We start from the raw sequence: 25861 nt of genomic DNA, 5'->3' as shown, positions 1-25861 counted from the left end.
ATGGCCTAGGCTTTACCGTTCAAACGATCCCTTAGCAACTTGCCCGTCTTGAAAAATGGAACACATTTTTCTTCAACCTGAACAGTTTCACCCGTTCTGGGATTGCGGCCCACGCGGGCATCGCGCTGCTTGACCGAAAAAGCGCCAAATCCGCGCAGTTCAACACGATCGCCACGCGCCATGGCATCCGTAACTTCTTCGAACACGGTATTCACGATACGCTCAACATCACGCTGAAAGAGATGCGGATTTTCGTCGGCAATTTTCTGAATCAGTTCTGAACGGATCATGTGCGCTACCCTCCCAGGCGACCGGTTAACCATGTCTACTAATCTGGGCAGTATAGAAAGAAACCCGGATTGGGGGAATGTTGACTCTGGGCGCAAAGCCTTAATTTTGCTTAAAACTCACACGATTTTTTGCTGGTTTACAGGAAATGGGCTCGAATTGAGAGCGTGATGCGCAAACTGATCGCAAATTTTGGAACATATTGATTCGCAACAAAAACGGCCCCGCGCATATGCGCGAGGCCGTGAATTAGGTTTTGGCTGATGACCGGGGCTTAGTCGCCGGACTTCAGCGCTGCACCCAGAATGTCGCCCAGCGATGCGCCCGAGTCGGAAGAACCGTACTGTTCCACGGCCTCTTTCTCTTCTGCGATCTCGCGTGCTTTGATCGACAGGCCCAGACGGCGGGTCTTGCTGTCGACGTTGGTGACGCGGACGTCGACCTTGTCGCCAGTGTTGAAACGCTCGGGGCGCTGCTCGGCACGGTCACGCGACAGGTCCGAACGGCGGATGAAGGATTTCATGCCTTCATACTCGACCTCGATACCGCCATCTTCGATTGCGGTAACTTCAACGGTGATGACCGAGCCACGCTTCACGCCGCCCACGGCTTCGGCGAACTTGTCACCGCCCAGGGCTTTGATCGACAGAGAGATACGCTCTTTTTCGACGTCAACTTCCGAAACGACGGCCGAAACCATGTCGCCTTTGCGGTAGTTCTGGATCGCGTCTTCACCGCGCTCGTCCCAAGACAGGTCGGACAGGTGTACCATGCCGTCGATGTCGCCTTCGAGACCAATGAACAGACCGAATTCGGTGATGTTCTTGACTTCGCCTTCGACCTCGGTGCCCTCGGGGTGTGTTTCTGCAAACACTTCCCACGGGTTGCGCATGGTCTGCTTCAGGCCCAGAGACACGCGACGCTTGGCACCGTCGATTTCCAGAACCATGACGTCGACTTCCTGGCTGGTCGAAACGATCTTGCCGGGGTGGACGTTTTTCTTGGTCCAGGACATCTCGGACACGTGCACCAGACCTTCGACACCGGCTTCCAGCTCGACGAACGCGCCGTAGTCGGTGATGTTGGTGACGCGACCCTGATGAACCGAGCCCAGCGGGTATTTCGCAGCAACCAGATCCCACGGATCTTCTTGCAGCTGCTTCATGCCCAGGCTGATGCGGTGGGTCTCTTTGTTGATCTTGATGACCTGAACCTTGATGGTTTCGCCGATCGTCAGGATCTCGGACGGGTGGTTCACACGACGCCATGCCATGTCGGTGACGTGCAGCAGGCCGTCGACGCCGCCCAAGTCAACGAATGCACCGTATTCGGTGATGTTCTTGACAACACCCTCGACGGTCTGACCTTCGGACAGGTTGCCGATAACTTCGGCACGCTGTTCGGCACGCGATTCTTCCAGGATTGCGCGGCGCGAAACAACGATGTTGCCACGACGACGGTCCATTTTCAGAATCTGGAATGGCTGCTTCAGACCCATCAGCGGGCCAGCGTCACGCACGGGGCGAACATCAACCTGCGAGCCGGGCAGGAACGCAACTGCGCCACCCAGATCGACGGTGAAGCCACCTTTGACGCGACCAAAGATAGCACCTTCGACGCGCTGGTCGTCGGCATATGCTTTTTCCAGACGGTCCCATGCCTCTTCACGGCGGGCCATCTCGCGCGAGATGACGGCTTCGCCACGGGCGTTTTCTGCGGCGCGCAGGTAAACTTCTACCTCGTCACCTACAGCGATTTCAGGGGCTTCGCCGGGATTTGCGAATTCTTTCAGATCAACGCGGCCTTCCATTTTGTAGCCTACGTCGATGATGGCTTGGCCGGCTTCGATAGCCAGAACCTTGCCTTTGACAACAGAACCCTCTTCAGGTGTGTCCATTTCGAAGCTTTCATTAAGGAGGGCTTCGAATTCCTCCATGGATGCGTTAGCCATGTGGCGTTGTTTTCCTTTACAGTACGTTTTTGCTGGCCGAGCGGTTGTCTCCGCCGGTCTTAGTGGATTGGTCAGACGACCTGACATATGCCGCAAAACAAAGAGGGCCGGTTGTTTCCGACCCTGCTCGTCTCATTGTTTTATGGCTCAAATCGCCTTGTCGACGCGCGCTCTATAGCGGGTTCGCCAAGGCGCTGCAAGTTATAACGGGCGATACGCGCTATAACCTGCAATACCTGCCGACAAACGGCCCAGCGGCCGGGCGAATTTCACCGCCCGGCTCACAGGCAATTTCTAGAACAACTGCAAATCCTTTGCGCCGCTCTGGATTTCAGCGAAGTTGGGCATGTTCTGGACGGCCACCGGTGCAGGTTTCGCACCCGGCATCGCAACCGTCGGCTTCGCAGCCACCGCTTTGCCAAAGGCGGGCTTTTCCAACTCTCCTCGGATATCACGCAACAGGGTCTTGTGATCCGGCATAGACTTGAGAATTTGCGCAAGATCCACTTTCGCGCCCTTCCACCACTGGAACCAGATCGGCTTTTTCAAAGGCCGCACCCGATCACGAATGCCTGTGCCATAGCCTGTATCGTAGACTTGCTTGCCCAACAGCACCGTCTGGTAAACGCGGTGATCAAACAGCGTCGCGAACTCAACATCGTGCTGCATCGGCAAGCGGTGCTGCCACAGCTCGAGGTTCTCGGCCAACCGGTCGGGTATTTTCATCTCGGTCCGGGCATCGATCCAATATTGATCATCCGTGCGGTTACCCAAGCGATAGTGCAGACAGATGAATTCGAGCACCTCGTCATAAAGCTTGTCCATCTGTCGGTTGTACCGCGCCCGCAAGGACGGTTCGATCGCCTGCGTCGGCAGATGTTCGGCGAACCAGCGCACCGCGTGGTCGATCATATGAATCGCGGTGCTTTCCAACGGCTCGATAAACCCGCCGGACAAACCGATGGCCACGCAGTTCTTGACCCATGCATTGCGCACCCGTCCAACCCGCATTGGGATCACACGCGGCGTCAAACCTTTGCCGCTGTCGCCCAGCCATTCAAGGTATTCATCCGCCGCTTGATCATCCGTGCGGTGCGCCGAGGAATACACATAGCCCGTGCCTACACGATTGAACAATGGAACCCGCCACGTCCAACCAGCTCCCAGCGCCGTAGACCGCGTTGCGCTTTCGATCTTTTCGGGGTCAGGATGTTCGACCTGCAAGGCCATGGCCCGGTCATTGGGTAGATAGTCCGAGTAATCCATGAACGGCTCACCCAGAGCCTGATTGATAATCAATCCCCGGAACCCGGTGCAATCCACGACCATCTCGATATCATGGCGGCCTTTGCGCTCCAGCATCAGATGGCTGACATTGCCCTGCTCGTCCAGTTCGACCGATTGGACCTCATCCTGAATATGCTCGACCCCGCGCTTGGTGCAGACCTTCGTCAACATCCCCGCGAATTTCAAAGCGTCCAGGTGATAGGCATAGCCAAATCTCTGCTCGAATTCAGGCTGTCCCAAAGGCCGCGCGCCTTTGCACATACGAGCCAGATCATCGTGCGGCGAGATTGATTGCGTAAAGTCCCGATCCCCGTTGCCAAAGCGCAGGAAATATTCGGCCGCCTCCAGCCCTTCCAGCATCTGGCCATGAGCAAAAGGGTTCATATACTCGATGCGGTTGCCCTTGGCGTCGTTGTTCCAGTTACAGAACTTCACGCCCAGTTTAAACGACGCGTTTGTCTCGCGGAAAAAATCCCGCTCGGCAATCCCCGCCTGCCGGAGCGTAACCGGCATGCGGGGCACGGTGGCCTCGCCCACCCCCACTGTCGAAATAGTCGGGCTTTCGATCAGGCAGATGCGCGGTCGGTCCTTTGGCGCTGACGTGCGAGAAAACACCATCTCAAGGATCAGCGCGGTCATCCAACCTGCGGTGCCGCCGCCCACAATAGTGATTTTACGCAAACGGTTGTTCATTTAGCTCTCCCCCTCAATATTTCAGGGGACTATACCAGCTTTCCGATACCTCGCTAGGGCCTAGGCCTCCTTGGTTGTCAGCATGTTCAAAGCTGTGACAATCCGTGAAGGTTCCCCCATCCCATCACCGCTATGACACCGGCTAAACTCATCAAAGTTGCCCCGGTTTCAACCGTTTTTGCGGGCTGGCAACTATTGGCAATCCCAGCGTTACGAATAGTGCAAATCCCTAGATGGATTAGATTTCCTCGCCCTTCTTAAGCAGCTCATCAATCAGCTCACGCTGAAGATCCTGGCTGTCGCCCCCTCCGAATTCGGCGGCGCCGCCTGAATACAGGGTGCCATACGTCTTGGCGATATTTACGGTTTGGGCCAGCCCCGAAATCAGTTGGTCCTTATCTAGTTTGGACAGGGGGTGAATGAATGCGGCCCACAACGTGCCGTTGGCAATGGCATAGCGCGCGTCCAGAGTGCTGTCGAAATTCGCCTGCATCATGCGTTGAAGGTCCGCAGCCGACAAATCAGCGGCGCTGCTGATGGAAACCATCGCCCGCATCCGATCCGCGTTGATATCCGTGATCACCAAAACCGAAACATCCGAAACGGTCATTTGGAAACCCGGCCCTTGGGGTTGCGCGTCAGGATCCAGCGCAAAAATTATCTTCCCAAGACGCTCATAGGTCATGGATGGCTCGGCTTCTTGCGCAGCCAGACTTCCAGCCAGAAAAATCAGAGCTAAGGTCAATCGGATCATGGTATCGCTCCTGCGGATTACCAATTCACCCTACGCAGCCCTGAGGCGACTGACCAAACAAAGCTTGGTGAGGAGCGTTCCCAAAATCGTGAGAGCCACCAAGGTTCTAAAACGCCTTGCGTTTGGCGTCTTCAACTATGGCAATCGCCTCGGCCAACGCCGCTTCGATACTCAGATTCGATGTATCCAGCAGCACAGCATCCTCCGCAGGTTTCATCGGGGCCGTGCTGCGCTCGGCATCGCGGGCGTCGCGTTCACGGACATCTTGCAGAACCTGTGCGCGGGTTGTGTCGGACCCATTAGCGCTGAGTTCCAGATACCGCCGCTCTGCCCGAACTTCGGCGCTGGCGGTGACAAACAGCTTAACCTCAGCCTCGGGGCAGATCACCGTCCCGATATCGCGCCCGTCCAGAACGGCGCCTCCGGGGCGGGTTGCGAAACTGCGCTGAAAGTCCACAAGTGCTGACCTAACCTTAGGGATCACAGCCACCTTTGACGCGGCCTGCGCGATTTCGGCGGTGCGTAGATCGCCCTGCCCTAACTCTTCAGCAGCTAAAGCCTGAGCGGCTGCGACCGGTTCCATCCCGTCAAGTGTCCGGCGGCCAACCGCACGGTACAGCAGGCCGGTGTCCAGATGCGCGAACCCGAAATGAGCCGAAACCCCTTTCGAAATCGTCCCCTTCCCCGCCGCTGCAGGCCCGTCTATGGCAACCGTGAAGCTCACGTGCGGTCCACCTTGGCACCCAGCGCCGCCATCAGCGGTTCAAAGATCGGGAACGAGGTCGCGATCGGGCCGCCATCATCGACCGAGACCGGCGTTTTTGCGCCCATGCCCATCACCATGAAGGACATGGCGATACGGTGATCCAGAAAGCTCTCGCAGGTGCCGCCGCCGGGGACGTTGCCGATGCCCAGCCCCTCGACCGACCACCATTCCTCGCCCTCATCCACGCTCACGCCATTGGCGCGCAGGCCGCGAGCCATCGCGTCGATCCGGTCGCTTTCCTTGACCCGCAGCTCTTTCACGCCGCCCATCATCGTGGTGCCAGTGGCATTGGCCGCGACCACGGACAGCACCGGATATTCGTCGATCATCGAGGCCGCACGTTCCGGCGGCACATTGATGCCCTTCATATTCGGCGAGTACTTCGCGCGCAGATCAGCGACGGGTTCTCCACCCTCTTCACGCTCGTTCTCATAGGTCAGGTCTGCGCCCATCTCCCGCAGCGTGGTAAAGAGGCCCGCCCGGGTCGGGTTCAGGCCGATGCCCGGCACCAACACATCCGAGCCCGGCGTGATCAGCGCCGCGCAAACCGGAAAGGCAGCGCTGGACGGATCACGCGGCACGGCAATCACCTGCGGTTTCAACTCAGGACGACCGGTCAGGGTGATCACCCGGCCTTCATCCGTATCTTCAACGGTAATCTCTGCACCGAACCCGGCCAGCATCCGTTCGGAATGATCACGGGTGGCCTCTTTCTCGATCACCACGGTTTTGCCCGGCGCATTCAGACCTGCTAGCAGCACGGCGGATTTCACCTGCGCCGACGGAACGGGAACCTCATAGCGCACCGGAACAGGTTCAGCCGCGCCGACGATGGTCATCGGCAAACGTCCGCCCGAGCGTCCAACGGCCTGCGCCCCGAACAGAGCCAACGGATCCGTCACTCGCGCCATGGGGCGTTTGTTCAGGCTTGCGTCGCCAGTAAACGTCGCGCTAATCGGACAAGTCGCCATCGCACCCATGATCAGTCGCACACCCGTGCCCGAGTTGCCGCAATCGATCACCTGATCAGGTTCAGCAAAGCCGCCGACACCCACGCCATGCACCGTCCATTCACCGCCACCGTGATCTGTCACCTCGGCCCCAAAGGCGCGCATGGCCTTGGCAGTATCCAGAACGTCCTCACCTTCCAGCAGACCGGAGATCTTCGTCTCACCCACCGCCATCGCACCCAAAATCAGCGAACGGTGCGAGATCGACTTGTCGCCGGGCACCTCTGCCGTACCGGTCAACGGGCCGCAGGGATGCGAGGTCATCGGGATGGGCGTACCGTGTCCGGACATGGGGGCTCCTGTTTTCGCTATCAGTGCCTTAGCCGCTTAGCGAATTGGGGCCAGATGGTCCAGCGACAATCAGCCCTTGCGGCGGAAGGTCAGGTAATGGGGCACGCGCCCCTCGCGCAGGGCCTTCTGTTCATAGCGGGTGGAAATCCAATCGCCCCACGGCTCACGCCAATCGGCGGGACGCTCGGCCAGCCATTCGAAACCAGCGCGCGGCACTTCTTCCAGCGTTTGGCGAACATAGTCGGGAATGTCCGTTGCCACGCGAAAGATTGAACCCGGCTTCAAGGCGCGGGCAAGTGGCTCCAGATGTTCTTGCGTCACAAAGCGGCGGCGGTGGTGCCGCGTTTTGGGCCATGGGTCAGGATAGAGAAGGAAGGCGCGCGAGATACTGGCCTCGGGCAGCACGTCGAACAGGTCGCGCGCATCGCCGGGATGAACGGCAAGGTTCTCAACCCCCGCCTGCCGGATTTTGCCCAGCAACATCGCGACGCCGTTGATGTAGGGCTCGGCACCTATAATACCGACACCGGGGTTGCAGGCAGCCTGATGCACCAGATGCTCACCGCCACCAAAACCGACCTCAAGCCAAACATCCCGTCCGCCAAACAGCGCCTGCAGATCCAGCGGCGCGCGTTCGGGGTTACTCTCCCAATCGACCGCGCCGGGGGACAACGCATCGAGGTCTTCACTTAGATACGTCTTTTGACTGGGCTTCAGGGTCTTGCCCTTGAAGCGGCCATAAAAGTTTCTGCGGGGGCGTTGGGGTGTCTGGTTGCTCATGGGCGAAGCCCATACTGTGCAGACACCACGGACACAAGAGGGCGGCCCGGTCCACTCAACAGACCTGCCACCCTCAAAAAGCACCAGAATAGAGCGCGCCCGTTAGGGCGCACCTTTGGATAACAATCAGACAGCCGATTTCAGGGCGTCCACCAGATCGGTGCGTTCCCAACTGAAACCGCCATCCGCGTCGGGTTCACGGCCAAAGTGGCCATAAGCCGCCGTGCGCTGGTAGATCGGCTTGTTCATCTGCAGGTGCTGGCGAATGCCGCGCGGCGTCAGGTCCATCACCTGACCGACGGCTTTTTCGATCGCGGCATCCGAAATCTGCCCAGTACCATGCGTATCCGCATAGATCGACAAAGGCTTGGATACGCCAATCGCATAGCTAAGCTGAATCGTGCAGCGTTCCGCCATGCCCGCGGCCACCACGTTCTTGGCCAGATAGCGTGCAGCGTAAGCAGCCGAACGGTCCACCTTGGTTGGGTCTTTGCCCGAGAACGCACCGCCGCCATGAGGCGCGGCACCGCCATAGGTGTCCACGATGATTTTGCGCCCGGTCAGGCCCGCATCGCCATCGGGGCCGCCGATCACAAATTTGCCGGTGGGATTCACATGCCATTCTGTGTCGGCCGACAGCCAGCCATCGGGTAGAGTTTCGGTTATGTAGGGCTCAACAATCGCGCGGATATCGTCCGAGGACAGCGCCTCATCCAGATGCTGTGTCGACAGCACGACCGAGCTGACGCCCACAGGCTTGCCGTCACGGTACACGACGGACAGTTGCGATTTCGCGTCCGGACCCAGCGCGGGCTCGGTGCCGTTTTTGCGAACCTCGGCCAGACGGCGCAGGATCGCGTGGGAGTACTGGATGGGGGCTGGCATCAGCGCAGGGGTTTCAGTCGTGGCATAACCAAACATGATCCCCTGATCGCCCGCGCCCTCGTCCTTGTCGCCCGAGGCATCAACACCCTGCGCGATATGCGCGGACTGCTCGTGTAGCAGGTTCGTCACCTCGACGGTTTCGTGGTGAAACTTGTCCTGCTCATAGCCGATATCCTTGATACAAGCGCGCGCGATCTCGTCGATACGGCCCATGTAATCGTGCAGTTTTTCCTGATCAGACAGACCTACTTCTCCGCCGATGACAACGCGGTCAGTCGTTGCGAAGGTTTCGCACGCGACGCGCGCTTCGGGTTCTTCATTCAGAAAAGCGTCTAGGACGGCATCGGAAATCCGGTCACAAACCTTATCCGGGTGCCCTTCGGATACGGATTCCGAAGTGAAAGTGTAGTTCTGTCGGGACATGAAAGTGCTCCATTAAGATTTCCCCATCACGCCAGGAAGCCGTTGTGACAGGCATTCGATGGGATACGCCCGCAAAATCATCGGGTCAATCCGAAATTACGCGCCCTCTCTCCGAGCGTTGCGCCAAAGCAGCGCAAACGCTCCGACCAGCAGCAAAAAGATGGGTATGTCACCAATCCTTGAATAAAGTGTGACCGCAAAAGGCTTTGGCAGGTTTGCATCGACATACCCGGCCTCACCCAAAGCAAGCGACCGAGTGATGCGGCCCAGCGGGTCAATCATTGCCGACACCCCGGTATTGGCTGACCGCATCATGGGCAATCCCTGCTCAATGGCCCGCATCTGGGCTTGTGCAAGATGTTGATAAGGGCCTGATCGCGTTCCAAACCACGCATCGTTGGTAATCTGCAACAAGAAATCGGCACGTCCCGGAGCGGACAGAACATCCTGGGTAAAGACCGCTTCGTAGCAAATCAAAGGCAGTGCCTTACCCAGCGCACCCGCATCCATCAAGGCAGCGCCCGGACCAGCGCTGAACCCGCTGCCCGTGGTTGCAGCCATGCCATAGATACCAATTCGCGCCATGAGGTCGCCAAGCGGCACGTACTCTCCGAACGGGGCAAGGTGATGTTTATCGTACAGCCCTTGTTGTTGACCGTCCTCGTTCAGGTAGATCATCGAGTTGTAGATCCGAGGCCCGTCCCCGCGTTGAATACCCAAAAAGACCGGCGTCCCCTGTGCCGCATCCACGACAACATCCAGGTAAGGTTGCGCGCTGCCCAACCAAGCCGGCACCGAGGTTTCCGGCCAGACAATCAAATCGGGTTTTGGCTGCGCGGCCGTGAACTCAATCTGACGCGCAAAAAACAGCGGCGCATAGTCCGGGTCCCATTTCTGGTGTTGCGGCGCGTTGGGCTGAATTAGGCGTACGATATGCCCCGTTTCGGTAACATCAGGCCGAAAAGCAGCATAACCAACGGCCAAGCACACCACTCCCACAGACAAGCACGCAGGCAACGCAAACGAGGATCGTTGCGTCAGAGCGGCTCCCATAGGCAATGTTGCCAACAGCGTCAGAGCGCCTACCCCATATGGACCAACCAGCGCCAAAACCTGAGCGAAGGGCGTGGCGACCCAAATCTGCGCCAACCCAGCCCATGGAAATCCGGTCAGTACGTAGCCGCGCGCGCACTCTGCCAAGGATATCGCGATGGTCAGAAACACAGCCTGACCAATTGCGCCTTGCCCCGGGCGGCGCGCCACCCAAAAGGCCAGCGCCCAGAACAGCGCCAGCCCTCCGGCCATGAACACAAGCGCAAAGGGTGCCATCCAGGCATGACGTTCCGCGTCCACAAGGAACGGTTCAATGATCCAACTTAACGCATGAGCGAAATAGCCCGTCGCAAAGGCCCACCCCAGCCAAGCCGCCTGTGCCCGCGTTTCCGTTGCCAAGTACAGGGGCGCCAAAGCAAGTAACGCTGCAATGGATGCAGCCCAAAACCCGAATGGCGCCAGACCAAACGCAGTTACCGCGCCCAATATGAACGCCAACACCAGCCTTAACCAAATAGGCAAGCCCTGTGCAGGGTTCATGCAACGATATCCGGCAACATGACACGCAAGCGTTTGATCCTGCGCGGATCGGCATCCAAGACTTCGAACTCTGGCCCCTCGGGGTGCAGAACAACTTCGCCACGTGCAGGGACACGCCCCGATAGCATAAAGACCAAACCGCCCAGCGTGTCGATCTCTTCTTCGTCGACATCCTCGTGGCTGGTCAGCGAGCGCCCGATCTCGGCTTCGAATTCTTCAAGCGGGACACGGGCCTGAACCACATAGCAACCTGGCTTCTCTTCAACCCAGAGCTGGCTTTCGTCGGCGTCATGTTCATCGGCAATCTCACCGACCACCTGTTCAATCAGGTCCTCGATCGTCAGCAATCCGTCAACGCCGCCATACTCGTCTATCACAAGCGCCATGTGCCGGCGTTCCGTCTGCATTTTGGTCAACAAGACCCCAATCGGCATTGACGGCGGCACAAACAACAGGGTCCGCAGCATCGACACCAGATCAAATTCAGAGGACGTTCCGTTGAACCCATGCGTCAGGGCAAAATCCTTGAGGTGCACAAACCCAAGCGGTGTATCAAGCGTCCCCTCGTATACCGGTATCCGCGACAGCCCGCTGTCACGAAAAACCTGCGCCAATTCGTCTTTGGTGATGGTCGAGGATACAGACACGATCTCTGCCGTTGGGATGGCCACATCTTCGACGCGCATACGCCGCAGGTTGATCATGCCCCGTGGCTGGCTCTTGTCGGCCTCGTGTCCGTTGGCCGCAGCAACCTCTTCGACGTTCTGGGTCGAGAACGCGTCCACTATTCGAGAAAAGAAACCCGTTTTCTCTCTTATGTCATTGTCGCCGTCCTTTGGTTGCGCGCCCTGCGCCGCCATAGAACTGCCGTCTGTATCGCCCATTTTCCCATTCCAAATGATCGGCCCGAATGGGCCCGTATTAAACTATATATGGGTTATCAATACCCAGTTTGCCAAGTATCTCGACCTCGACACCCTCCATCAAAGTGGCGTCGGGGTCACGAACGTGATCGTATCCCAGCAAATGCAATGTTCCGTGAACAAGCAGATGTGTCACGTGATCTTCGAAAGGTTTCCCCGCCTCATTGGCTTCGCGTGCGCAGGTATCATAGGAAATTGCGATGTCGCCCAGTGCGATTTCTCCGGTGAAATCCGGGCTTGGACAAGCGGGTTCCTGACCCGCGATCTCAGCCGCCAGATCATCGGCTGGCCAGCTCAGAACATTGGTCGGAGTGGGTTTTTCGCGAAATTCCGCGTTCAACTCGGCGATGCGAGTGTCGCCGCAGGCAAGAAGGCTTATCTCACACAATTCGGAATCCACGCCCTGATGGGCCAGCACAGCGGTCACAGCGCGCGTGGCCAAGGGCTCCAACCCCTGCCAGCGCGTGTCCTCAACCGTTAGTTCAAGATTCATTCTGTCTCTTTCAAAGTCCCCGCAGGGCCTTTGAAACTATCCGGTTTCACGACCCGAGTCAGCCTCATACGCTTCGATAATCGCAGCGACAAGCGGGTGCCGCACCACATCCTTCGAGGTGAAATAGTTGAAGCTGATGTTCGGGATCGTCTTCAGCAAACGCTCGGCATCGGCAAGCCCCGATTGGACCCCGCGCGGCAGATCGACCTGCGATCGGTCGCCCGTAATTACCATCCGGCTGCCTTCGCCCAACCGGGTCAGGAACATTTTCATCTGCATGGTCGTGGCGTTCTGCGCCTCGTCCAGAACAACAAAGGCATTCGCCAGCGTTCGACCGCGCATAAAGGCAAGCGGAGCAATTTCGATTCGTTTTTCTTCGATCAGCTTGGCCAATTGCTTGCCGGGAAGAAAGTCGTTCAGCGCATCATAAAGCGGCTGCATATACGGATCGACCTTGTCCTTCATGTCACCGGGCAAATAACCCAGCTTCTCACCCGCTTCGACCGCAGGACGGCTGAGGATGATACGGTCTACATGGCCGCCAATGAACATCGACACGCCCACCGCGACGGCCAGATAGGTTTTACCTGTCCCTGCCGGACCGATCCCAAAGGCCAGTTCGTTATTGAACAGGGATTGCACATAAGCCTTTTGCGCATCGGTACGCGGTTCAACCAGCTTTTTGCGGGTCTTGATCTCAACCGTGCCACCTTTGAACATTTCAAGCTGGTCACCGTCGCGGCTTCCGGTGCCTTTTTCAGATCCCCCCATACGAAGTTCGCGATCCACATCTGCTGCTTCGACCTCGCGCCCACCCTCAAGTCGGGTGTACAGGGCCTGAAGGACCTCAATTGCCTGTTTCTGGGCATCTTCCTCGCCCATCACAACCAACTGGTTTCCGCGTCGCACGATCTGAACGGATAATTTATGCTCAATATCAGTCAGATTGCGGTCATATTCGCCGCACAGATCAATCAACAACCGGTTGTCTGGGAATTCAACAAACGCCTCACGCTGGGGCATTTCATTTTGCGGTGGGTTCAGGGCACCGATGGCCAATACGTTCTCCTGTCTTGGCGTTTCACCTTGAGCGTAGACAACAACTCTTGGTGGGTGCAAGTCACAGTTTCAAATTTTCCGTAACTGATGTCGAAACCGCCGATCACAGTCCGGTTTGAAAACCCGCGCAGGCATAAAAAACTGGCAAAAAGCCGGTTGTTCAGAACCGGTAATTCAAGCCAAATCGCAAACCCCGATACCGCGGTGTCGACTTGGTGGAAAATCCATTTTCAAAGACGATGTCCTTGGAATCAAACTGAACGTATTCATATTCGCCTGTAATCGACCAATTGGCGTTCAAATTGTGTTCCGCACCAATGCTGGCGGAAAACCCGTTGCGCGAGTCGCTTTCTGCAAAGCTTTGAACCGTAGGCCCAAGAGACAAGCTGTTCGTGGTTTCAACGTCACCGTTCACATAACCCACCGAGAGGAAATACAACACCGTGCCGCTTTTGTTGGTAAGGCCATTTCGGAAGCGAATCGACACAACGTCCGAGACTTCGGATCCACCGTCCACAGTGATGCCCCCGATTTGCGTTGTGACATCATCATCCAGCGAACCGAAGTCATATCCGATTTCAAACCCGTAGACATAGTCGCGGCCTTGCTTGGCCGGTAGAATACCCCGCCATCCTGCCCGTACACCACCATAGGAACCGCTTAGATCCAATTCACCGATCGCAAATGTATCGGTGGGCGTTGTCAGGCCAAAGCGATCCGTTCCACTGGTCGCGTATCCGCCGGTCAAGCCAAGATAAAACGCACTGACGTCGCTGTCGAAACGCTTGGGGCTGACGATGGGAGGATCTGAAACACCTTCTTCAAGGTTGCCAGCCGTTACCGCGCCGGAAAAAAACACAAATGCAACCAAAGCAGAAAGTGGCAGTTTGAATTTGAGTATATTGATAAGATTCAAAACCTTCACTCGCACTCTCCATGGCCACGCCCTTGATACTGGGCGACGCAAAAACGACCTCAGGGACGGCTAGAGCCGTATACCCCTAAAAAATATGACTTTTCTCGGAACATAGTTCCAAGTCATAAATCAAGGGTAAATTTTTCCATAAGATTCAACCATGACGCAACGACACGAAAAATGTCGCGTCAAAGCAACCTGCCAGCCAGCGAATTCGAGCCTGAGCTGGTGATGCGCACGTCTCTCAACTCACCCACCTCGACATCGGCATCCGAGACGTGAACCGAATGAAGATACTCGGATTTTCCGACCATCTGCCCGGGCAGACGGCCGGGTTTCTCAAACAGCACGCGGACATTTCGCCCGACCATCGCATCCTGAATTTCGCGCTGGTGCCGCGTGATCATGGCCTGCAAACGCTGTAGGCGGTCATCCGCCACCTCAGGATCAACCTGAGACCGTTCGGCGGCAGGGGTTCCGGGGCGCGTGGAATACTTGAACGAATACGCATATCCGTATCTGACCTGCTCGACCAAATCCAACGTGGCCTGAAAGTCCTCGTCTGTCTCCTCGGGGAAGCCCACGATGAAATCGCCTGACATCATGATATCAGGCCGCGCTGCGCGGATGCGTTCGATCAGGCGCAGATAGCTTTCGGCGGTATGACTGCGGTTCATCCGCTTCAAAATCCGATCCGAGCCTGACTGCACCGGCAGATGCAGGTAGGGCATCAGCTTGTCGCAAGTTCCATGCGCCTCGATCAGGTCATCGGCCATGTCGTTGGGGTGCGAGGTGGTGAACCGGATGCGCTCCAGCCCATCAACCTTGTTCAATTCCCAGATCAGACCCGCCAGCGTCATGTCCCCATTGGGCCCCGCACCGTGATAGGCGTTAACGTTCTGACCCAGCAGAGTGATTTCGCGCACGCCACGTTCAACCAGATCCTGCGCTTCGCAAATGATGCGGTCGGCTGGACGGCTGACTTCGGCCCCGCGGGTATATGGCACCACACAGAAGGCGCAGAACTTGTCGCAACCTTCCTGTACAGTCAGAAACGCCGTCGGGCCGCGCTTGGCCTTGGGGCGGTTTTTCAATTTCTCGAACTTGTCTTCCTCGGGGAAATCCGTGTCCAGCGCCTTGGCACCTTCGCGGGTCTTGGCTTCCATCTCTGGAAGACGGTGATAGCTCTGCGGTCCCACCACCAAATCGACCAGAGGTTGCCGGCGCATGATCTCTTCGCCCTCAGCCTGCGCAACACAACCGGCGACACCGATCTTCAGATCAGGCTTTTCCGCCTTCAGCCCCTTGAAACGGCCCAGTTCGGAATAGACCTTTTCAGCCGCCTTTTCACGGATGTGGCAGGTGTTCAGCAGAATCATATCTGCATCGTCAGGCGTCTTTGTTTCGACATAGCCCTGACCGCCCATTGTCTCGGCCATACGCTCGCTGTCATAGACGTTCATCTGACAACCATAGGTCTTGATGTACAGCTTTTTGGGTTCCGACATGGGTGTAGCCTTTGCGTTCGCGGGATCGACGTCGTCTATACTTTACGAACGCCGCTTGCAATGCCCGCGCGATTACCCGATTTTGGCCAAAAACTCCAGTTGGATGAAATCAGACGGGCGATGCAGTACGACTCCCTCAACTCTTTCCTGCGAACCGGCGCGAAGGCCCTCGCGCAGGGCCCCGTCGCACTCATTTTTGCCGAAGACGATGTTGAGGTCGATGGCACAATTCAGCACCACCTGAACCTGGGCTTCAAATCTCTTGTCGTGTTCATGCCGCAGGAGTTTTCTCTGGAACCTGCCCTTGCCGACCGTATCCACCGCGTCACCTTGACATGCGCGCCACGCACAGCGGTCTTTGAGACGATTAACAAGGTCATGAAAGCCGCGCCGGATGTTTGGATGTATTATTGCTATAACACCGAGTACCTGTTTTTTCCGTTTTGTGAGACACGGACGATCGGCGAATTTCTAGTCTTCCATTCGGAAGAGCGCCGTAATTCCATGCTATGCCATGTCGTTGATCTTTACGCGGATGATCTGACGGCTGCGCCGAATGGGGTAGCCCCTGATCGCGCCCTGTTGGACAAGACCGGTTATTATGCCCACACCCGCCACGACACCGACGGGCATCCGCTGGAGCGTCAGTTGGACATGTCCGGTGGCCTGCGGTGGCGGTTCGAAGACCAGATCCCTTATGAACGCCGTCGCATCGACCGGATCGCCATATTCAAAACGCAGCCGGGATTGGAACTCAGGCCAGATCACACGTTCAACGAGCCTGAATATAATACCTATTCCTGCCCGTGGCATCACAACCTGACCGCTGCCATCTGCTCGTTTCGCGCGGCAAAGGCGTTGAAAATCAACGCTGGTTCAAACAGCAATATCCAGTGCTTTCGTTGGAGCAACTCGACCCCGTTTCAGTGGTCGTCGCGACAATTGCTGGACTTGGGGTTGATCGAAACCGGTCAGTGGTTTTGATTCGAACGCCTAACGTCTGAGAAGAATCGGGAACCAATCCTCTCGCAGCCGCTGTCCGGGCTGCATATAATGCCCCGGAAACGGAGGAGATGTGCGACCCGGGCGTTCGACATAGCGCGCATCGTCACCAACAAGGCGCAATGAAAAGGCGCGGCGGCGACTGTCTGAATGATTGCCACGTGCACCGTGCAAGGTTCGGTAATTGAAGGCAACGGCGTCACCCGGCGCCATCTCATACTCGACGACCTTCATGCCCTCTGCGTCGGGGTCAGGGACTTGGATGTACTGCCCCTCATCGGGAAAGAACCCTTCTTCGGAAACCCAGCGAGTCGGCAGAACCTCTTTCTTCCACCGGTGCGATCCGGCGACGCACCTCAGCGTTGCTTGTGACACGGGGTCCAGCGGCGACCAGAAACTGATGGTTTGCTGACCTTCGACAAAATAATACGGCCCGTCTTGATGCCATGGAGTTGCCATCGACGTACCCGGCTCTTTTACCAGAACGTGATCGTGAAACATCTGAACAGTCTGAGACTGCATCAGATCCGCCGCGACTTCGGCCACGGGCGAGTTGTGGACGACTTTCTGGAATTGTTCGATCCGCGACCAGTTGCAGTAATCGTCAAAAAACAGCCCCGTTTCACCCTGCTTTTTGTTATCCGACGCATATGGGCCGGGATCAGCGATGTTGACCTCAATCCCATCGCGCAGGGTGTCGACGTAGTCCGCAAACAAACCTTTGATCAGAATCACACCGTCGCGCTGATAGGCGTCAATCATTTCTTGCGTAACCAAAGGGTGCATCTTTTCTGTCTCCGTTCCGGTGGTTCGTCGATCTGCGCATGGATCAAACCCCGGTTCAAATCATATCTTTCGAATTTGGACTTGATTTCCTTTTTGTTTCCCCCGGCTTCAGAGCGTATATCTTTGCGCGATTGGCAGACATGGCAGCTTGCCATCAGCGGCCCGGCAATTCTTGGGGTAAATCTGAAAATCGGGCAAAACACGATGGTCGCGCAAGGATCTGCCTCGTTGGAGATTCAACGCGACACGTCACACAGCCGCTGGACCCGTTTACGGGTAAGGCATTGCGATTACTGACAATTAATGGAAAAAGGTTACTTCTTCCGCAGGCGGATCACGACGTCCACCGAAGCTATTTCCACGCCTTCGGGCGCTTCGGGAAGACGTTGAATAACCAGTTCTTCTGATGGTGCATCGCTCAGGCGGCCCTCATCCTCCCAGAAAAAGTGGGGATGGTCATGGGTGTTGGTGTCGAAATAGCTTTTCGACCCGTCCACTGTAATTTCCTGCAAAACGCCCGCATCGCAGAAGGCGCGCAATGTGTTGTAAACGGTTGCCAAAGATACGGCATCACCGTTCTTTTTGGCTGATTCAAAAAGGCTCTCTGCGGTCACATGGCGATGACGGCCATCGCCCACCAACAACTCGGCCAGCGCCACCCGCTGACGCGTCGGACGCAATCCGGCGTGAACCAACCAATTCGTGGCGATGTTCTGGCTTTCAGGTGTCATCAATCCGATACCTTCGTTGTACTTAGGTATATATAAGTGCTGTGGTCAGGTAATTTCAAATGAAATTCATTCGCAAAGAATAGTCTGAACACAACATGATGTGGACCACCGCTCTTGCAGGACCTTGCATACGGGTGCTAGACGAGGCCAGATTAGATAAACGGACCCCTGGCAGGAGAGGCGGCAAGAATGGCCCAATTCCCGAGCAGCTTTGACAAGGACGATCTGCTGAAATGCGCCCGTGGCGAATTATTCGGCCCCGGTAACGCGCAGTTGCCTGCCCCACCTATGCTGATGATGGACCGGATCACCGATATCTCGGCCGATGGCGGCGCGCATGGCAAGGGCCACGTTCTGGCCGAATTCGATATCACGCCTGATCTGTGGTTCTTTGACTGCCACTTCCCCGGCAATCCGATCATGCCCGGCTGTCTGGGGCTGGACGGGCTGTGGCAATTGACAGGCTTCAACCTGGGCTGGCGCGGCTGGCAGGGGCGCGGCATGGCCGTGGGCGTGGGCGAGGTCAAGCTGACCGGCATGGTACGTCCTGACCGCAAGATGCTGACCTACAAAATAGACTTCAAAAAAGCGATCCAGACACGGCGCCTGACCATGGGTGTTGCGGATGGAATCGTCGAAGCGGACGGTGAAATGATCTACGACGTCAAAGATATGAAAGTCGTATTATCTGAAGCCTAAGCCTGACAGGGCCGAAATAAGGAGCACGCAAATGCGTCGAGTAGTTGTCACCGGCTTGGGGGTCGTGTCCTCCATCGGGAACAATGCCGAAGAGGTTCTGGCCTCACTCAAAGCTGGTAAGTCCGGCATCGAGGCTAATGACCAGATGGTTGAACACGGCTTTCGCAGCCAGATCGCCGGGTCGCTCAAGATCGACGTGACCGAGCATGTCGACAAGCGCACGCTGCGGTTTATGGGGCCCGGCGCGGCCTATGCGCATATCGCCATGTCGCAGGCCATTGCTGACGCCGGTCTGACCGAAGATCAGGTCGTGAACCCGCGCACAGGTCTTGTCGCAGGCTCGGGCGGTCCGTCGACCAGTGCAATGCTGACGGCGCATCAGACTGTTCTGAAAAACGGCGCAACCAAGCGGATCGGGCCGTTCGCTGTACCCAAATGCATGTGCTCGACCATCTCGGCCAACCTTGCGACGGCGTTCAAGATCAAGGGCATCAACTACTCGATCACATCGGCCTGCTCGACCTCTTTGCACTGCATCGGCAACGCGGCAGAACAGATCATGCTGGGCAAGCAAGACGTCATGTTTGCCGGCGGCGGTGAAGAGCTGGACTGGACCCTGTCCTGCTTGTTCGACGCGATGGGCGCGATGTCGTCGAAATACAATGACACGCCGACCAAAGCCTCGCGCGCGTTCGATCAGGATCGCGACGGATTCGTGATCTCGGGCGGCGGCGGTATCGTCGTGTTGGAAGATCTGGATCACGCTCTGGCCCGCGGCGCAAAAATCTATGCCGAGGTCACAGGTTATGCTGCAACCTCTGACGGTCACGACATGGTTGCCCCGTCCGGCGAAGGCGGCGAACGCGCCATGCGTCTGGCCTTGGGCACCCTCCCCGAGGGTCGGAAGGTCGGCTATATCAACGCACATGGAACCTCGACCCCGGTCGGTGACGTGGGCGAGGTTGAAGCCGTGCGAAGAATCTTTGGCGAAGGCAATGTGCCTCCGATTTCATCGACCAAGTCGATGACCGGCCACGCGCAGGGGGCGGCTGGCGCACTCGAGGCAATTTTCTGCCTGCTGATGTTGCACCATGACTTCATTACGCCGTCGATCAATGTCGACACACTTGCCGAAGGCATCCTGCCCGGTGAAATTGCAACACAAGTGATTGAAAATGCAGGTTTGGACAGTGTGATGACCAACAGCTTCGGCTTTGGCGGCACGAACGGGTCCATGGTTCTGTCCAAGTATAACGGGTGAATATGATGTCGGATCTTCTTAAGGGCAAACGCGGCCTGATCATGGGCGTGGCGAATGACCGCTCGATCGCGTGGGGCATTGCCAAAGCCATGCACGAGGCTGGCGCGGAACTCGCATTCACCTATCAGGGCGAAGCATTCGGCAAGCGGCTGGAGCCATTGGCACAAAGCCTCGGCAGCGATTTCATGGTGGATGCGGACGTCACCGACGACGCCTCGCTGGACCGTGCATTTGGCGAATTGGGCGAACGCTGGCCGACGATTGATTTCGTGATCCACGCCATTGCCTATTCGGACAAATCCGAATTGACGGGCCGGTTTCTGAACACAACTCGGGCGAATTTCAAACACTCGATGGATGTGTCGGCCTATTCTTTCATCGAGGTCGCACGCCGCGCCTATCCGCTGATGAAAGACAATGGCGGCACGTTGCTGACGCTGACCTATCAGGGCTCGAACCGCGTGGTTCCGAATTACAATGTCATGGGCGTGGCCAAGGCCGCGCTGGAATCGGCCACACGCTATCTGGCCAACGATCTTGGCCCTGAAGGTATCCGCGTGAACGCCATCTCCCCCGGTCCGATGAAGACACTGGCAGGGGCGGCCATTGGCGGCGCGCGCAAGACCTACAAGTTCTGCGACCAGAACGCGCCGATGCGCTCGAACGCGACGCTTGAAGCTGTGGGCGGCACTGCTGTCTACCTGGCATCAGATGCCGGCGCGTGTACTTCCGGCGAAATCATCCGCGTCGATGGCGGGTTCCATGTTCTGGGTATGCCGCAACCGGATCACATGTGACCCGATCTTTCCCTGTCGGTGCCAAGATTTGAACATCTTTCCCCGGCAGTGATAGCGGCATGAGCAAAGCCGAACATATTATCGCAAGTAGCCCGCGCGTTTCCCGCTACCGCCTAAAGCAGGGTTTTTTGGGGGTTCGTGGTCGCGCAGCATTGCTGACCCTGACAATGCTGTTGATGCTGTTTGTATTCTTCACGCAACCGCATGTTCGCGCCACTTTTGAATCCTGGACCAGCCTGATTACAGGCTGATCCGATCCGGGCCTTGTGTGGGCTTAGTTTATCGAAACAACCTCAATATCGAAAATCAGGTCCTGCCCTGCCAGCGGATGGTTTGCGTCGAGCGTAACGGTCGCCTCGTCCGCCTCAACGACAGTCACTGGCATAACCTGTCCGTCGGGGGCCTGCATCTGCAATTGCGAACCGGGATCCAGCGGGATGTCATCAGGAATTCCTTCGCGCGGAATGCTCTGCCGCATTGCGGGATTGATCGGGCCATAAGCGTCCGCACAAGCGATCTCGACCCGCTTCTTTTCACCCACGGACAACCCGGGCATAGCGCTATCCAGACCGGGAATAATCTGACCGGAGCCGACAACGAATTCCAACGGGTCACGCCCATCCGAGCTGTCAAAGACTTTGCCGTCCAACAGCGTCCCGGTGTAGTGAATGCGAACCGTGTCGCCTTGCTTGATTTCGGTCATATTGGCCTCCGGCCTGAAAAAGGATTGAGCGGCCAACCCTAGGGTGTGACACGGCATTGTAAACCCTTCGCTCTTTTGCCAACCTGCGCCCAAAGAATGGAGGGGATCAAATGCCAATCAAAACTTGCGTTTTCGACGCGTATGGAACGCTGTTCGACGTCGCGGCGGCCGCACGTCAGGCTGCTGCCGAACCCGGCTTTGAAGCATTGCAGCAGAAATGGCCGGAACTGGCGAATTACTGGCGCTTGAAACAGTTGCAATACACGTGGTTGCGCGCAGTTGCGGATGCCCATGCAGATTTCTGGGATGTCACGCAAGACGGGTTGGATTGGGCGCTTGAGGCAACCGGCCTAGACGGAGACAGCACGTTGCGACAGCGGCTCTTGGACTTGTACTGGCAGTTGCAGGCATATCCCGAAGTCCCCGAGATGTTGCGCGCGCTGAAGGCCGGAGGGTTGCAAACCGCCATCCTGTCCAACGGTTCCCCCCCAATGCTTGACGGCGCCGTAAAATCCGCAGGCATCGGTGACGTTCTGGATGACGTCCTGTCGGTCGAAAGCGTTGGAGTCTTTAAGCCCCACGCAAGCGTTTATGATCTTGTGCAGGGTAGGTTCGGCGGCGAACGCGACGAAGTTCTGTTCGTCAGCTCTAACGGCTGGGACGCAGCCGGTGCGTCCGGTTACGGCTTTACGACCGCATGGGTCAACAGGGCGGGTGAACCGGTGGACCGTTTGCCATGGAAACCCGCACATGTTCTGACCGACCTGACGACGATACCGCAACTGGCTGGGCTTGAATGACTTTCTTCACCACGACAGACGGCAAGAACATTTATTTCAATAACACAGGCTCGGGCCAGCCGGTGTTATGCTTGGCGGGACTGACCCGCTGCAGTCGGGATTTTTCGTTTCTGGCACCGCACCTGACGGGTATGCGGATGATCACCATGGACTACCGCGGGCGCGGCAATTCGGACCGCGACCCGGACTATATGAACTACAATATCTTTCGCGAATCCCATGACGCGATCGAATTGCTGGATCACCTCGGTCTCGAAAAGGCGACGGTGATCGGAACATCCCGGGGCGGTCTGATCGCAATGGCGTTGGCCGCCAGCCACCCCGAGCGCCTGTCGGCTGTGGTTCTAAACGATGTCGGCCCGGTTCTGGAACTGTCGGGTATTGCTAAGATCATGGATTACGTTGGCAAACAGCCCGTGTCCAAAAACTATGATGAAGCCGCAAATGTCCTACAACAGTTTATGGAGCCGACCTTCCCAGGCGTCCCATTGGAGCGTTGGCGGCAACAGGCTGAAATCCAGTATGAACAGACGGGTGACGGGCTTGCGATGCGTTATGACCCGGCGCTGCGAACCGCATTGCTTGAACAAGCCGCAACGGGGGCCGTTCCGGATATGTGGATGTTCTTCGAGGCGCTTCGTGACACGCCAACCGGCGTCATACGGGGCGAGAATTCTGATATACTTGGCAAAGAAACGCTGACGGAAATGCACAAGCGTCACCCCGGCCTTATCTCGGCAGAGATACCGGATCGGGGGCACGCCCCATTTCTGGACGAACCCCAATCGCTTGACCTCATTCACAAAGTACTGGACGCTGCATGAGCTCGCTTGACCTGATTGAAGCCGCGGCAGGGCGGTTAAAAGGCCACGTTCGGGAAACCCCGATCCTGACCTCTCCGTTTCTGGATGAGATCGCGGGACGCCGTGTATTGGTAAAGCCGGAATGTCTGCAACATACTGGCAGCTTCAAATTTCGGGGGGCATGGTCGGCGATCTCGGCCCTCAGCGAAGCGGATCGCAAGCGCGGTGTAATTGCCTATTCCTCGGGGAACCACGCGCAGGGGGTTGCGCACGCCGCTTCTTTACACGGCACGGCGTCAGTCATTGTCATGCCATCGGATGCGCCGCAGTTGAAGATCAACAATACGCGCGCGTTGGGCGGTGAGGTGGTCCTTTATGATCGCGCAAATGAAAGCCGGGAGGATATCGGAGAAAGGCTTGCCTCGGAACGCGGCCTGACCCTGATCCGGCCCTATGATGAGCCGCAGGTAATCGCAGGGCAAGGCACAACCGGCCTTGAGATCGCCCGTCAAGCCGCGTCCTTGGGGGTTGAGGCAGCCGACGTACTTGTGTGCTGTGGCGGTGGCGGGCTGACGTCAGGTATCGCGCTGGCGCTTGAAAGGCATGCCCCGGGTCTGCGCGCCCGACCTTGCGAGCCCGAGGGGTTCGACGATGTGAAACGCTCTCTGGCGACCGGGCACATACAGAACAACGCCGCGTCGTCTGGGAATATCTGCGATGCGATCCTGACACCGCAACCGGGCCAAATCACCTTTCCGATCTTGAAACGGCTTTGCGGTCCGGGGTTTTCCGTCACCGAAGAAGAAGCGCTGCGGGCTATGGCGCTTGCCTTTCTGCGCCTCAAGATTGTTCTGGAACCGGGCGGTGCTGTATCATTGGCCTCGGCCCTTTTCCGCAGCGATGAAATCAAGGGCGACGCGGTGATAGTTGTTGCATCGGGGGGCAATACGGACCCCGAAGTCTTTGGGAAAGCACTGGAATTCCTGACCTGACAGCGCACGCAGGATAAGTCAGGTTGTGAATTCCACGTGTGACGATTGGGGATTAAGTCATGCAGTTCGCCGAGATAGGAGATATTGGCATCCATTACCGGGTCGACGGCGACCCAAATGGCGCACCCGTGGTATTCGCCAATTCTCTAGGTACCGAACTACGTTTGTGGGACGCCATGCTACCGCATTTGCCACAAGGTCTTCGGATAATCAGGTATGACAAGCGTGGGCACGGTCTGTCGTCCTGCCCTTCTGCGCCTTATTCGATGGGGTCACTGATCCGCGACGCCGAAGCTTTGTTGGACTTTCTTGAGGTTCGGGATTGTGTCTTCGTCGGCCTGTCCATCGGCGGGTTGATCGCGCAGGGGCTTGCCGTGAAGCGCATGGATCAGGTTCGCGCCTTGGTCCTGTCGAACACGGCCGCGAAGATCGGAACCCCGTCAATCTGGCAGGACAGGATGAACGCGGTGCGTCAGGGCGGGATCGAAGCGCTGGCGGACGCCACGATGGAGCGGTGGTTCTCAAAGCCGTTTCGCGCGTCGCCGGACCACTTGCTGTGGCGAAACATGATGGTGCGCCAGTCGGTAGATGGATATCTGGGTTGCTGCGCCGCCATTTCAGGCACCGATTTTTACACGCCGACCAGCGGCCTGAGATTGCCAACGCTTGGAATTGCCGGCAGCGAAGACGGCTCGACCCCGCCCGATCTGGTGCGCGAAACCATCGACCTGATCCCCGGCTCACGGTTCGAGCTAGTGCGGAGGGCGGGCCATCTTCCATGTGTTGAACAACCAGTTGAATACGCGGCCCTGCTTCAGCAGTTCATGGCCGACATAGGACATATTTAGACGTATTTTGAAGGAGCGGTATTTTGGCGGATTTCCTATTGGTCCATGGGTCGTGCCACGGGGCGTGGTGCTGGCGCGACGTAGTCCCAGCGCTAGAGCATCTGGGCCACTCGGCGCACGCGCTCGACATGCCCAGCCACGGTTCAGACCCGACACCGATCGCAGATGTGACATTGCGCAGTTGCCGCGATACCGTTCTGTCCGCCAGTTCGCCCCAAACGATAATCGTAGGGCATTCCTGGGGAGGCTATCCGATCAGCGCAGCAGCCGATGCGGACCCGAAAGGTATGAAAGCACTGGTATACCTTTGCGCCTATGTGCCCGAAGAAGGTCAATCAATGATCGAGATGCGCCGTAAATCGCCGCGACAAACGATCGGCGACGCTGTCGAGAAATCCTCGGATGGGTTGTCCTATTCCGTTAAACCGGATCGCGTTCAGGCGCTATTCTACCATGACTGTCCCCCTGCAACGGTGCCCTATGCCCTGGCGCGATTGTGTCCGCAGGCCATTGCGCCTCAGGATACGCCGCTGCCTCTTGGCGACCAATTTAAGCAAGTTCCAAAGGCATATATCCGCGCATCCGACGACCGGACAATACCAAACGAATATCAGGAACACATGAGCCAAGCCGCGCCCCAACACATGCGATACGTGATCGACAGCTCGCACTCTCCGTTCTTTTCTCATCCGGACCAGTTGGCTGAAATCCTTGACGAGATCGCCAATTTGTTGCCGTCCGACCCATAAGAATTTCCGAAACCGGTATTTTCCTTGTCAAACGACTGTGGTTAAGGTCCGGTCGACATGTCCTTCTCCC

Annotated in this window: 27 protein-coding genes and 1 riboswitch; of the genes, 10 read left to right on the top strand and 17 right to left on the bottom strand. The window is 57.3% G+C overall.

Translation table 11 applies throughout. The features are described 5' to 3' along the window. Positions 1 to 5: 5 nt before the first annotated feature. The 14 genes from ihfB to miaB all read right to left on the bottom strand — a co-directional run bounded on the left by ihfB (position 6) and on the right by miaB (position 15620). Positions 6 to 290: an integration host factor subunit beta gene (gene ihfB / locus ACT2B1_RS05880; protein ID WP_171241064.1), complete on the bottom strand. Its 285-nt coding sequence runs from the start codon at positions 288 to 290 to the stop codon at positions 6 to 8. Between the two features lie 272 nt (positions 291 to 562). After that, positions 563 to 2239, bottom strand: a complete 1677-nt coding sequence (gene rpsA, locus ACT2B1_RS05875) for a 30S ribosomal protein S1 (protein WP_170462358.1) — start codon at positions 2237 to 2239, stop codon at positions 563 to 565. Between the two features lie 294 nt (positions 2240 to 2533). Further along, complete coding sequence (locus ACT2B1_RS05870) at positions 2534 to 4219, bottom strand: tryptophan halogenase family protein (protein WP_481668755.1); 1686 nt, start codon at positions 4217 to 4219, stop codon at positions 2534 to 2536. 238 nt (positions 4220 to 4457) lie between these two features. Beyond that, the gene (locus tag ACT2B1_RS05865; protein WP_481668754.1) at positions 4458 to 4973 is read right to left on the bottom strand and encodes a hypothetical protein; all 516 of its coding nucleotides are present in this window, start codon (positions 4971 to 4973) and stop codon (positions 4458 to 4460) included. Between the two features lie 106 nt (positions 4974 to 5079). Continuing rightward, entirely contained in the window at positions 5080 to 5697 is a 618-nt protein-coding gene (gene cmk, locus ACT2B1_RS05860; protein WP_171241062.1) for a (d)CMP kinase, read from the bottom strand. Next, complete coding sequence (gene aroA / locus ACT2B1_RS05855; RefSeq protein ID WP_171241061.1) at positions 5694 to 7040, bottom strand: 3-phosphoshikimate 1-carboxyvinyltransferase; 1347 nt, start codon at positions 7038 to 7040, stop codon at positions 5694 to 5696. Before aroA ends, cmk begins: the two co-directional genes overlap by 4 nt. A gap of 69 nt (positions 7041 to 7109) precedes the next feature. After that, positions 7110 to 7820: a tRNA (guanine(46)-N(7))-methyltransferase TrmB gene (gene trmB / locus ACT2B1_RS05850; RefSeq protein ID WP_481668753.1), complete on the bottom strand. Its 711-nt coding sequence runs from the start codon at positions 7818 to 7820 to the stop codon at positions 7110 to 7112. Between the two features lie 126 nt (positions 7821 to 7946). After that, positions 7947 to 9128 carry a methionine adenosyltransferase gene (metK, locus tag ACT2B1_RS05845; RefSeq protein WP_171241059.1) on the bottom strand — a complete coding sequence of 394 codons (1182 nt, stop codon included), beginning with the start codon at positions 9126 to 9128 and terminating at the stop codon, positions 7947 to 7949. A 5-nt stretch (positions 9129 to 9133) separates the two neighbouring features. Continuing rightward, a riboswitch (SAM-SAH riboswitch) is annotated at positions 9134 to 9182 on the bottom strand. A gap of 42 nt (positions 9183 to 9224) precedes the next feature. Next, the gene (gene lnt, locus ACT2B1_RS05840; protein WP_481668752.1) at positions 9225 to 10721 is read right to left on the bottom strand and encodes an apolipoprotein N-acyltransferase; all 1497 of its coding nucleotides are present in this window, start codon (positions 10719 to 10721) and stop codon (positions 9225 to 9227) included. Continuing rightward, entirely contained in the window at positions 10718 to 11605 is an 888-nt protein-coding gene (locus ACT2B1_RS05835; RefSeq protein ID WP_171125804.1) for a hemolysin family protein, read from the bottom strand. Before ACT2B1_RS05835 ends, lnt begins: the two co-directional genes overlap by 4 nt. A 37-nt stretch (positions 11606 to 11642) precedes the next feature. Next, positions 11643 to 12137 carry an rRNA maturation RNase YbeY gene (gene ybeY / locus ACT2B1_RS05830; RefSeq protein WP_481668751.1) on the bottom strand — a complete coding sequence of 165 codons (495 nt, stop codon included), beginning with the start codon at positions 12135 to 12137 and terminating at the stop codon, positions 11643 to 11645. 36 nt (positions 12138 to 12173) lie between these two features. Continuing rightward, positions 12174 to 13196, bottom strand: coding sequence for a PhoH family protein (locus ACT2B1_RS05825; protein ID WP_171121773.1), 1023 nt, complete (start codon positions 13194 to 13196; stop codon positions 12174 to 12176). A gap of 160 nt (positions 13197 to 13356) precedes the next feature. Then, on the bottom strand, positions 13357 to 14121 hold the full coding sequence (locus ACT2B1_RS05820; RefSeq protein WP_481668750.1) for an outer membrane protein: 765 nt from the start codon (positions 14119 to 14121) through the stop codon (positions 13357 to 13359). 179 nt (positions 14122 to 14300) lie between these two features. Then, the gene (miaB, locus tag ACT2B1_RS05815; RefSeq protein ID WP_481668749.1) at positions 14301 to 15620 is read right to left on the bottom strand and encodes a tRNA (N6-isopentenyl adenosine(37)-C2)-methylthiotransferase MiaB; all 1320 of its coding nucleotides are present in this window, start codon (positions 15618 to 15620) and stop codon (positions 14301 to 14303) included. A gap of 120 nt (positions 15621 to 15740) precedes the next feature. Here miaB and ACT2B1_RS05810 point away from each other — a divergent pair, with 120 nt between their 5' ends. Next, positions 15741 to 16604: a hypothetical protein gene (locus ACT2B1_RS05810; protein WP_481668748.1), complete on the top strand. Its 864-nt coding sequence runs from the start codon at positions 15741 to 15743 to the stop codon at positions 16602 to 16604. Between the two features lie 9 nt (positions 16605 to 16613). On the opposite strand, the gene ACT2B1_RS05805 is transcribed toward ACT2B1_RS05810, so the two are convergent. Both ACT2B1_RS05805 and irrA read right to left on the bottom strand, forming a co-directional pair. Beyond that, on the bottom strand, positions 16614 to 17408 hold the full coding sequence (locus ACT2B1_RS05805; RefSeq protein WP_171241052.1) for a phytanoyl-CoA dioxygenase family protein: 795 nt from the start codon (positions 17406 to 17408) through the stop codon (positions 16614 to 16616). Positions 17409 to 17722: 314 nt separating this feature from the next. Next, positions 17723 to 18139, bottom strand: coding sequence for an iron response transcriptional regulator IrrA (irrA, locus tag ACT2B1_RS05800; RefSeq protein WP_171121768.1), 417 nt, complete (start codon positions 18137 to 18139; stop codon positions 17723 to 17725). Positions 18140 to 18328: 189 nt separating this feature from the next. On the opposite strand from irrA, the gene fabA reads away from it, so the two are divergent. The 4 genes from fabA to ACT2B1_RS05780 are packed head-to-tail and all read left to right on the top strand — an operon-like array spanning position 18329 to position 21147. After that, positions 18329 to 18838, top strand: coding sequence for a bifunctional 3-hydroxydecanoyl-ACP dehydratase/trans-2-decenoyl-ACP isomerase (fabA, locus tag ACT2B1_RS05795; RefSeq protein ID WP_170326986.1), 510 nt, complete (start codon positions 18329 to 18331; stop codon positions 18836 to 18838). Between the two features lie 31 nt (positions 18839 to 18869). Beyond that, positions 18870 to 20099 carry a beta-ketoacyl-ACP synthase I gene (fabB, locus tag ACT2B1_RS05790; RefSeq protein WP_171121767.1) on the top strand — a complete coding sequence of 410 codons (1230 nt, stop codon included), beginning with the start codon at positions 18870 to 18872 and terminating at the stop codon, positions 20097 to 20099. A 5-nt stretch (positions 20100 to 20104) separates the two neighbouring features. Beyond that, positions 20105 to 20896: an enoyl-ACP reductase FabI gene (locus ACT2B1_RS05785; protein WP_171241051.1), complete on the top strand. Its 792-nt coding sequence runs from the start codon at positions 20105 to 20107 to the stop codon at positions 20894 to 20896. 59 nt (positions 20897 to 20955) lie between these two features. Continuing rightward, a complete protein-coding gene (locus ACT2B1_RS05780) occupies positions 20956 to 21147 on the top strand; it encodes a hypothetical protein (protein WP_171241050.1) in 192 nt (63 codons plus the stop codon). 23 nt (positions 21148 to 21170) lie between these two features. Here ACT2B1_RS05780 and ACT2B1_RS05775 read toward each other — a convergent pair whose 3' ends face one another. Continuing rightward, positions 21171 to 21599, bottom strand: coding sequence for an FKBP-type peptidyl-prolyl cis-trans isomerase (locus tag ACT2B1_RS05775; protein ID WP_171125818.1), 429 nt, complete (start codon positions 21597 to 21599; stop codon positions 21171 to 21173). A gap of 110 nt (positions 21600 to 21709) precedes the next feature. On the opposite strand from ACT2B1_RS05775, the gene ACT2B1_RS05770 reads away from it, so the two are divergent. Genes ACT2B1_RS05770 through ACT2B1_RS05750 form a run of 5 tightly spaced genes read left to right on the top strand, consistent with a single transcriptional unit; the run spans position 21710 to position 25791 of the window. Further along, entirely contained in the window at positions 21710 to 22399 is a 690-nt protein-coding gene (locus ACT2B1_RS05770) for a haloacid dehalogenase type II (protein WP_171121763.1), read from the top strand. Then, complete coding sequence (locus tag ACT2B1_RS05765) at positions 22396 to 23223, top strand: alpha/beta fold hydrolase (protein ID WP_481668747.1); 828 nt, start codon at positions 22396 to 22398, stop codon at positions 23221 to 23223. The genes ACT2B1_RS05770 and ACT2B1_RS05765 overlap by 4 nt, the downstream gene beginning before the upstream one ends. Then, complete coding sequence (locus tag ACT2B1_RS05760; protein WP_481668746.1) at positions 23220 to 24194, top strand: threonine ammonia-lyase; 975 nt, start codon at positions 23220 to 23222, stop codon at positions 24192 to 24194. Before ACT2B1_RS05765 ends, ACT2B1_RS05760 begins: the two co-directional genes overlap by 4 nt. A gap of 59 nt (positions 24195 to 24253) precedes the next feature. Next, entirely contained in the window at positions 24254 to 25042 is a 789-nt protein-coding gene (gene pcaD / locus ACT2B1_RS05755) for a 3-oxoadipate enol-lactonase (RefSeq protein WP_171241047.1), read from the top strand. Positions 25043 to 25065: 23 nt separating this feature from the next. Further along, positions 25066 to 25791: an alpha/beta fold hydrolase gene (locus ACT2B1_RS05750; protein WP_481668745.1), complete on the top strand. Its 726-nt coding sequence runs from the start codon at positions 25066 to 25068 to the stop codon at positions 25789 to 25791. Positions 25792 to 25861 lie beyond the last annotated feature (70 nt).

This window comes from Ruegeria sp. S263 (assembly GCF_056780525.1).
The sequence above is the reverse complement of the archived record's forward strand: the minus strand, read 5'-3'. Positions and strand labels throughout refer to the sequence as shown.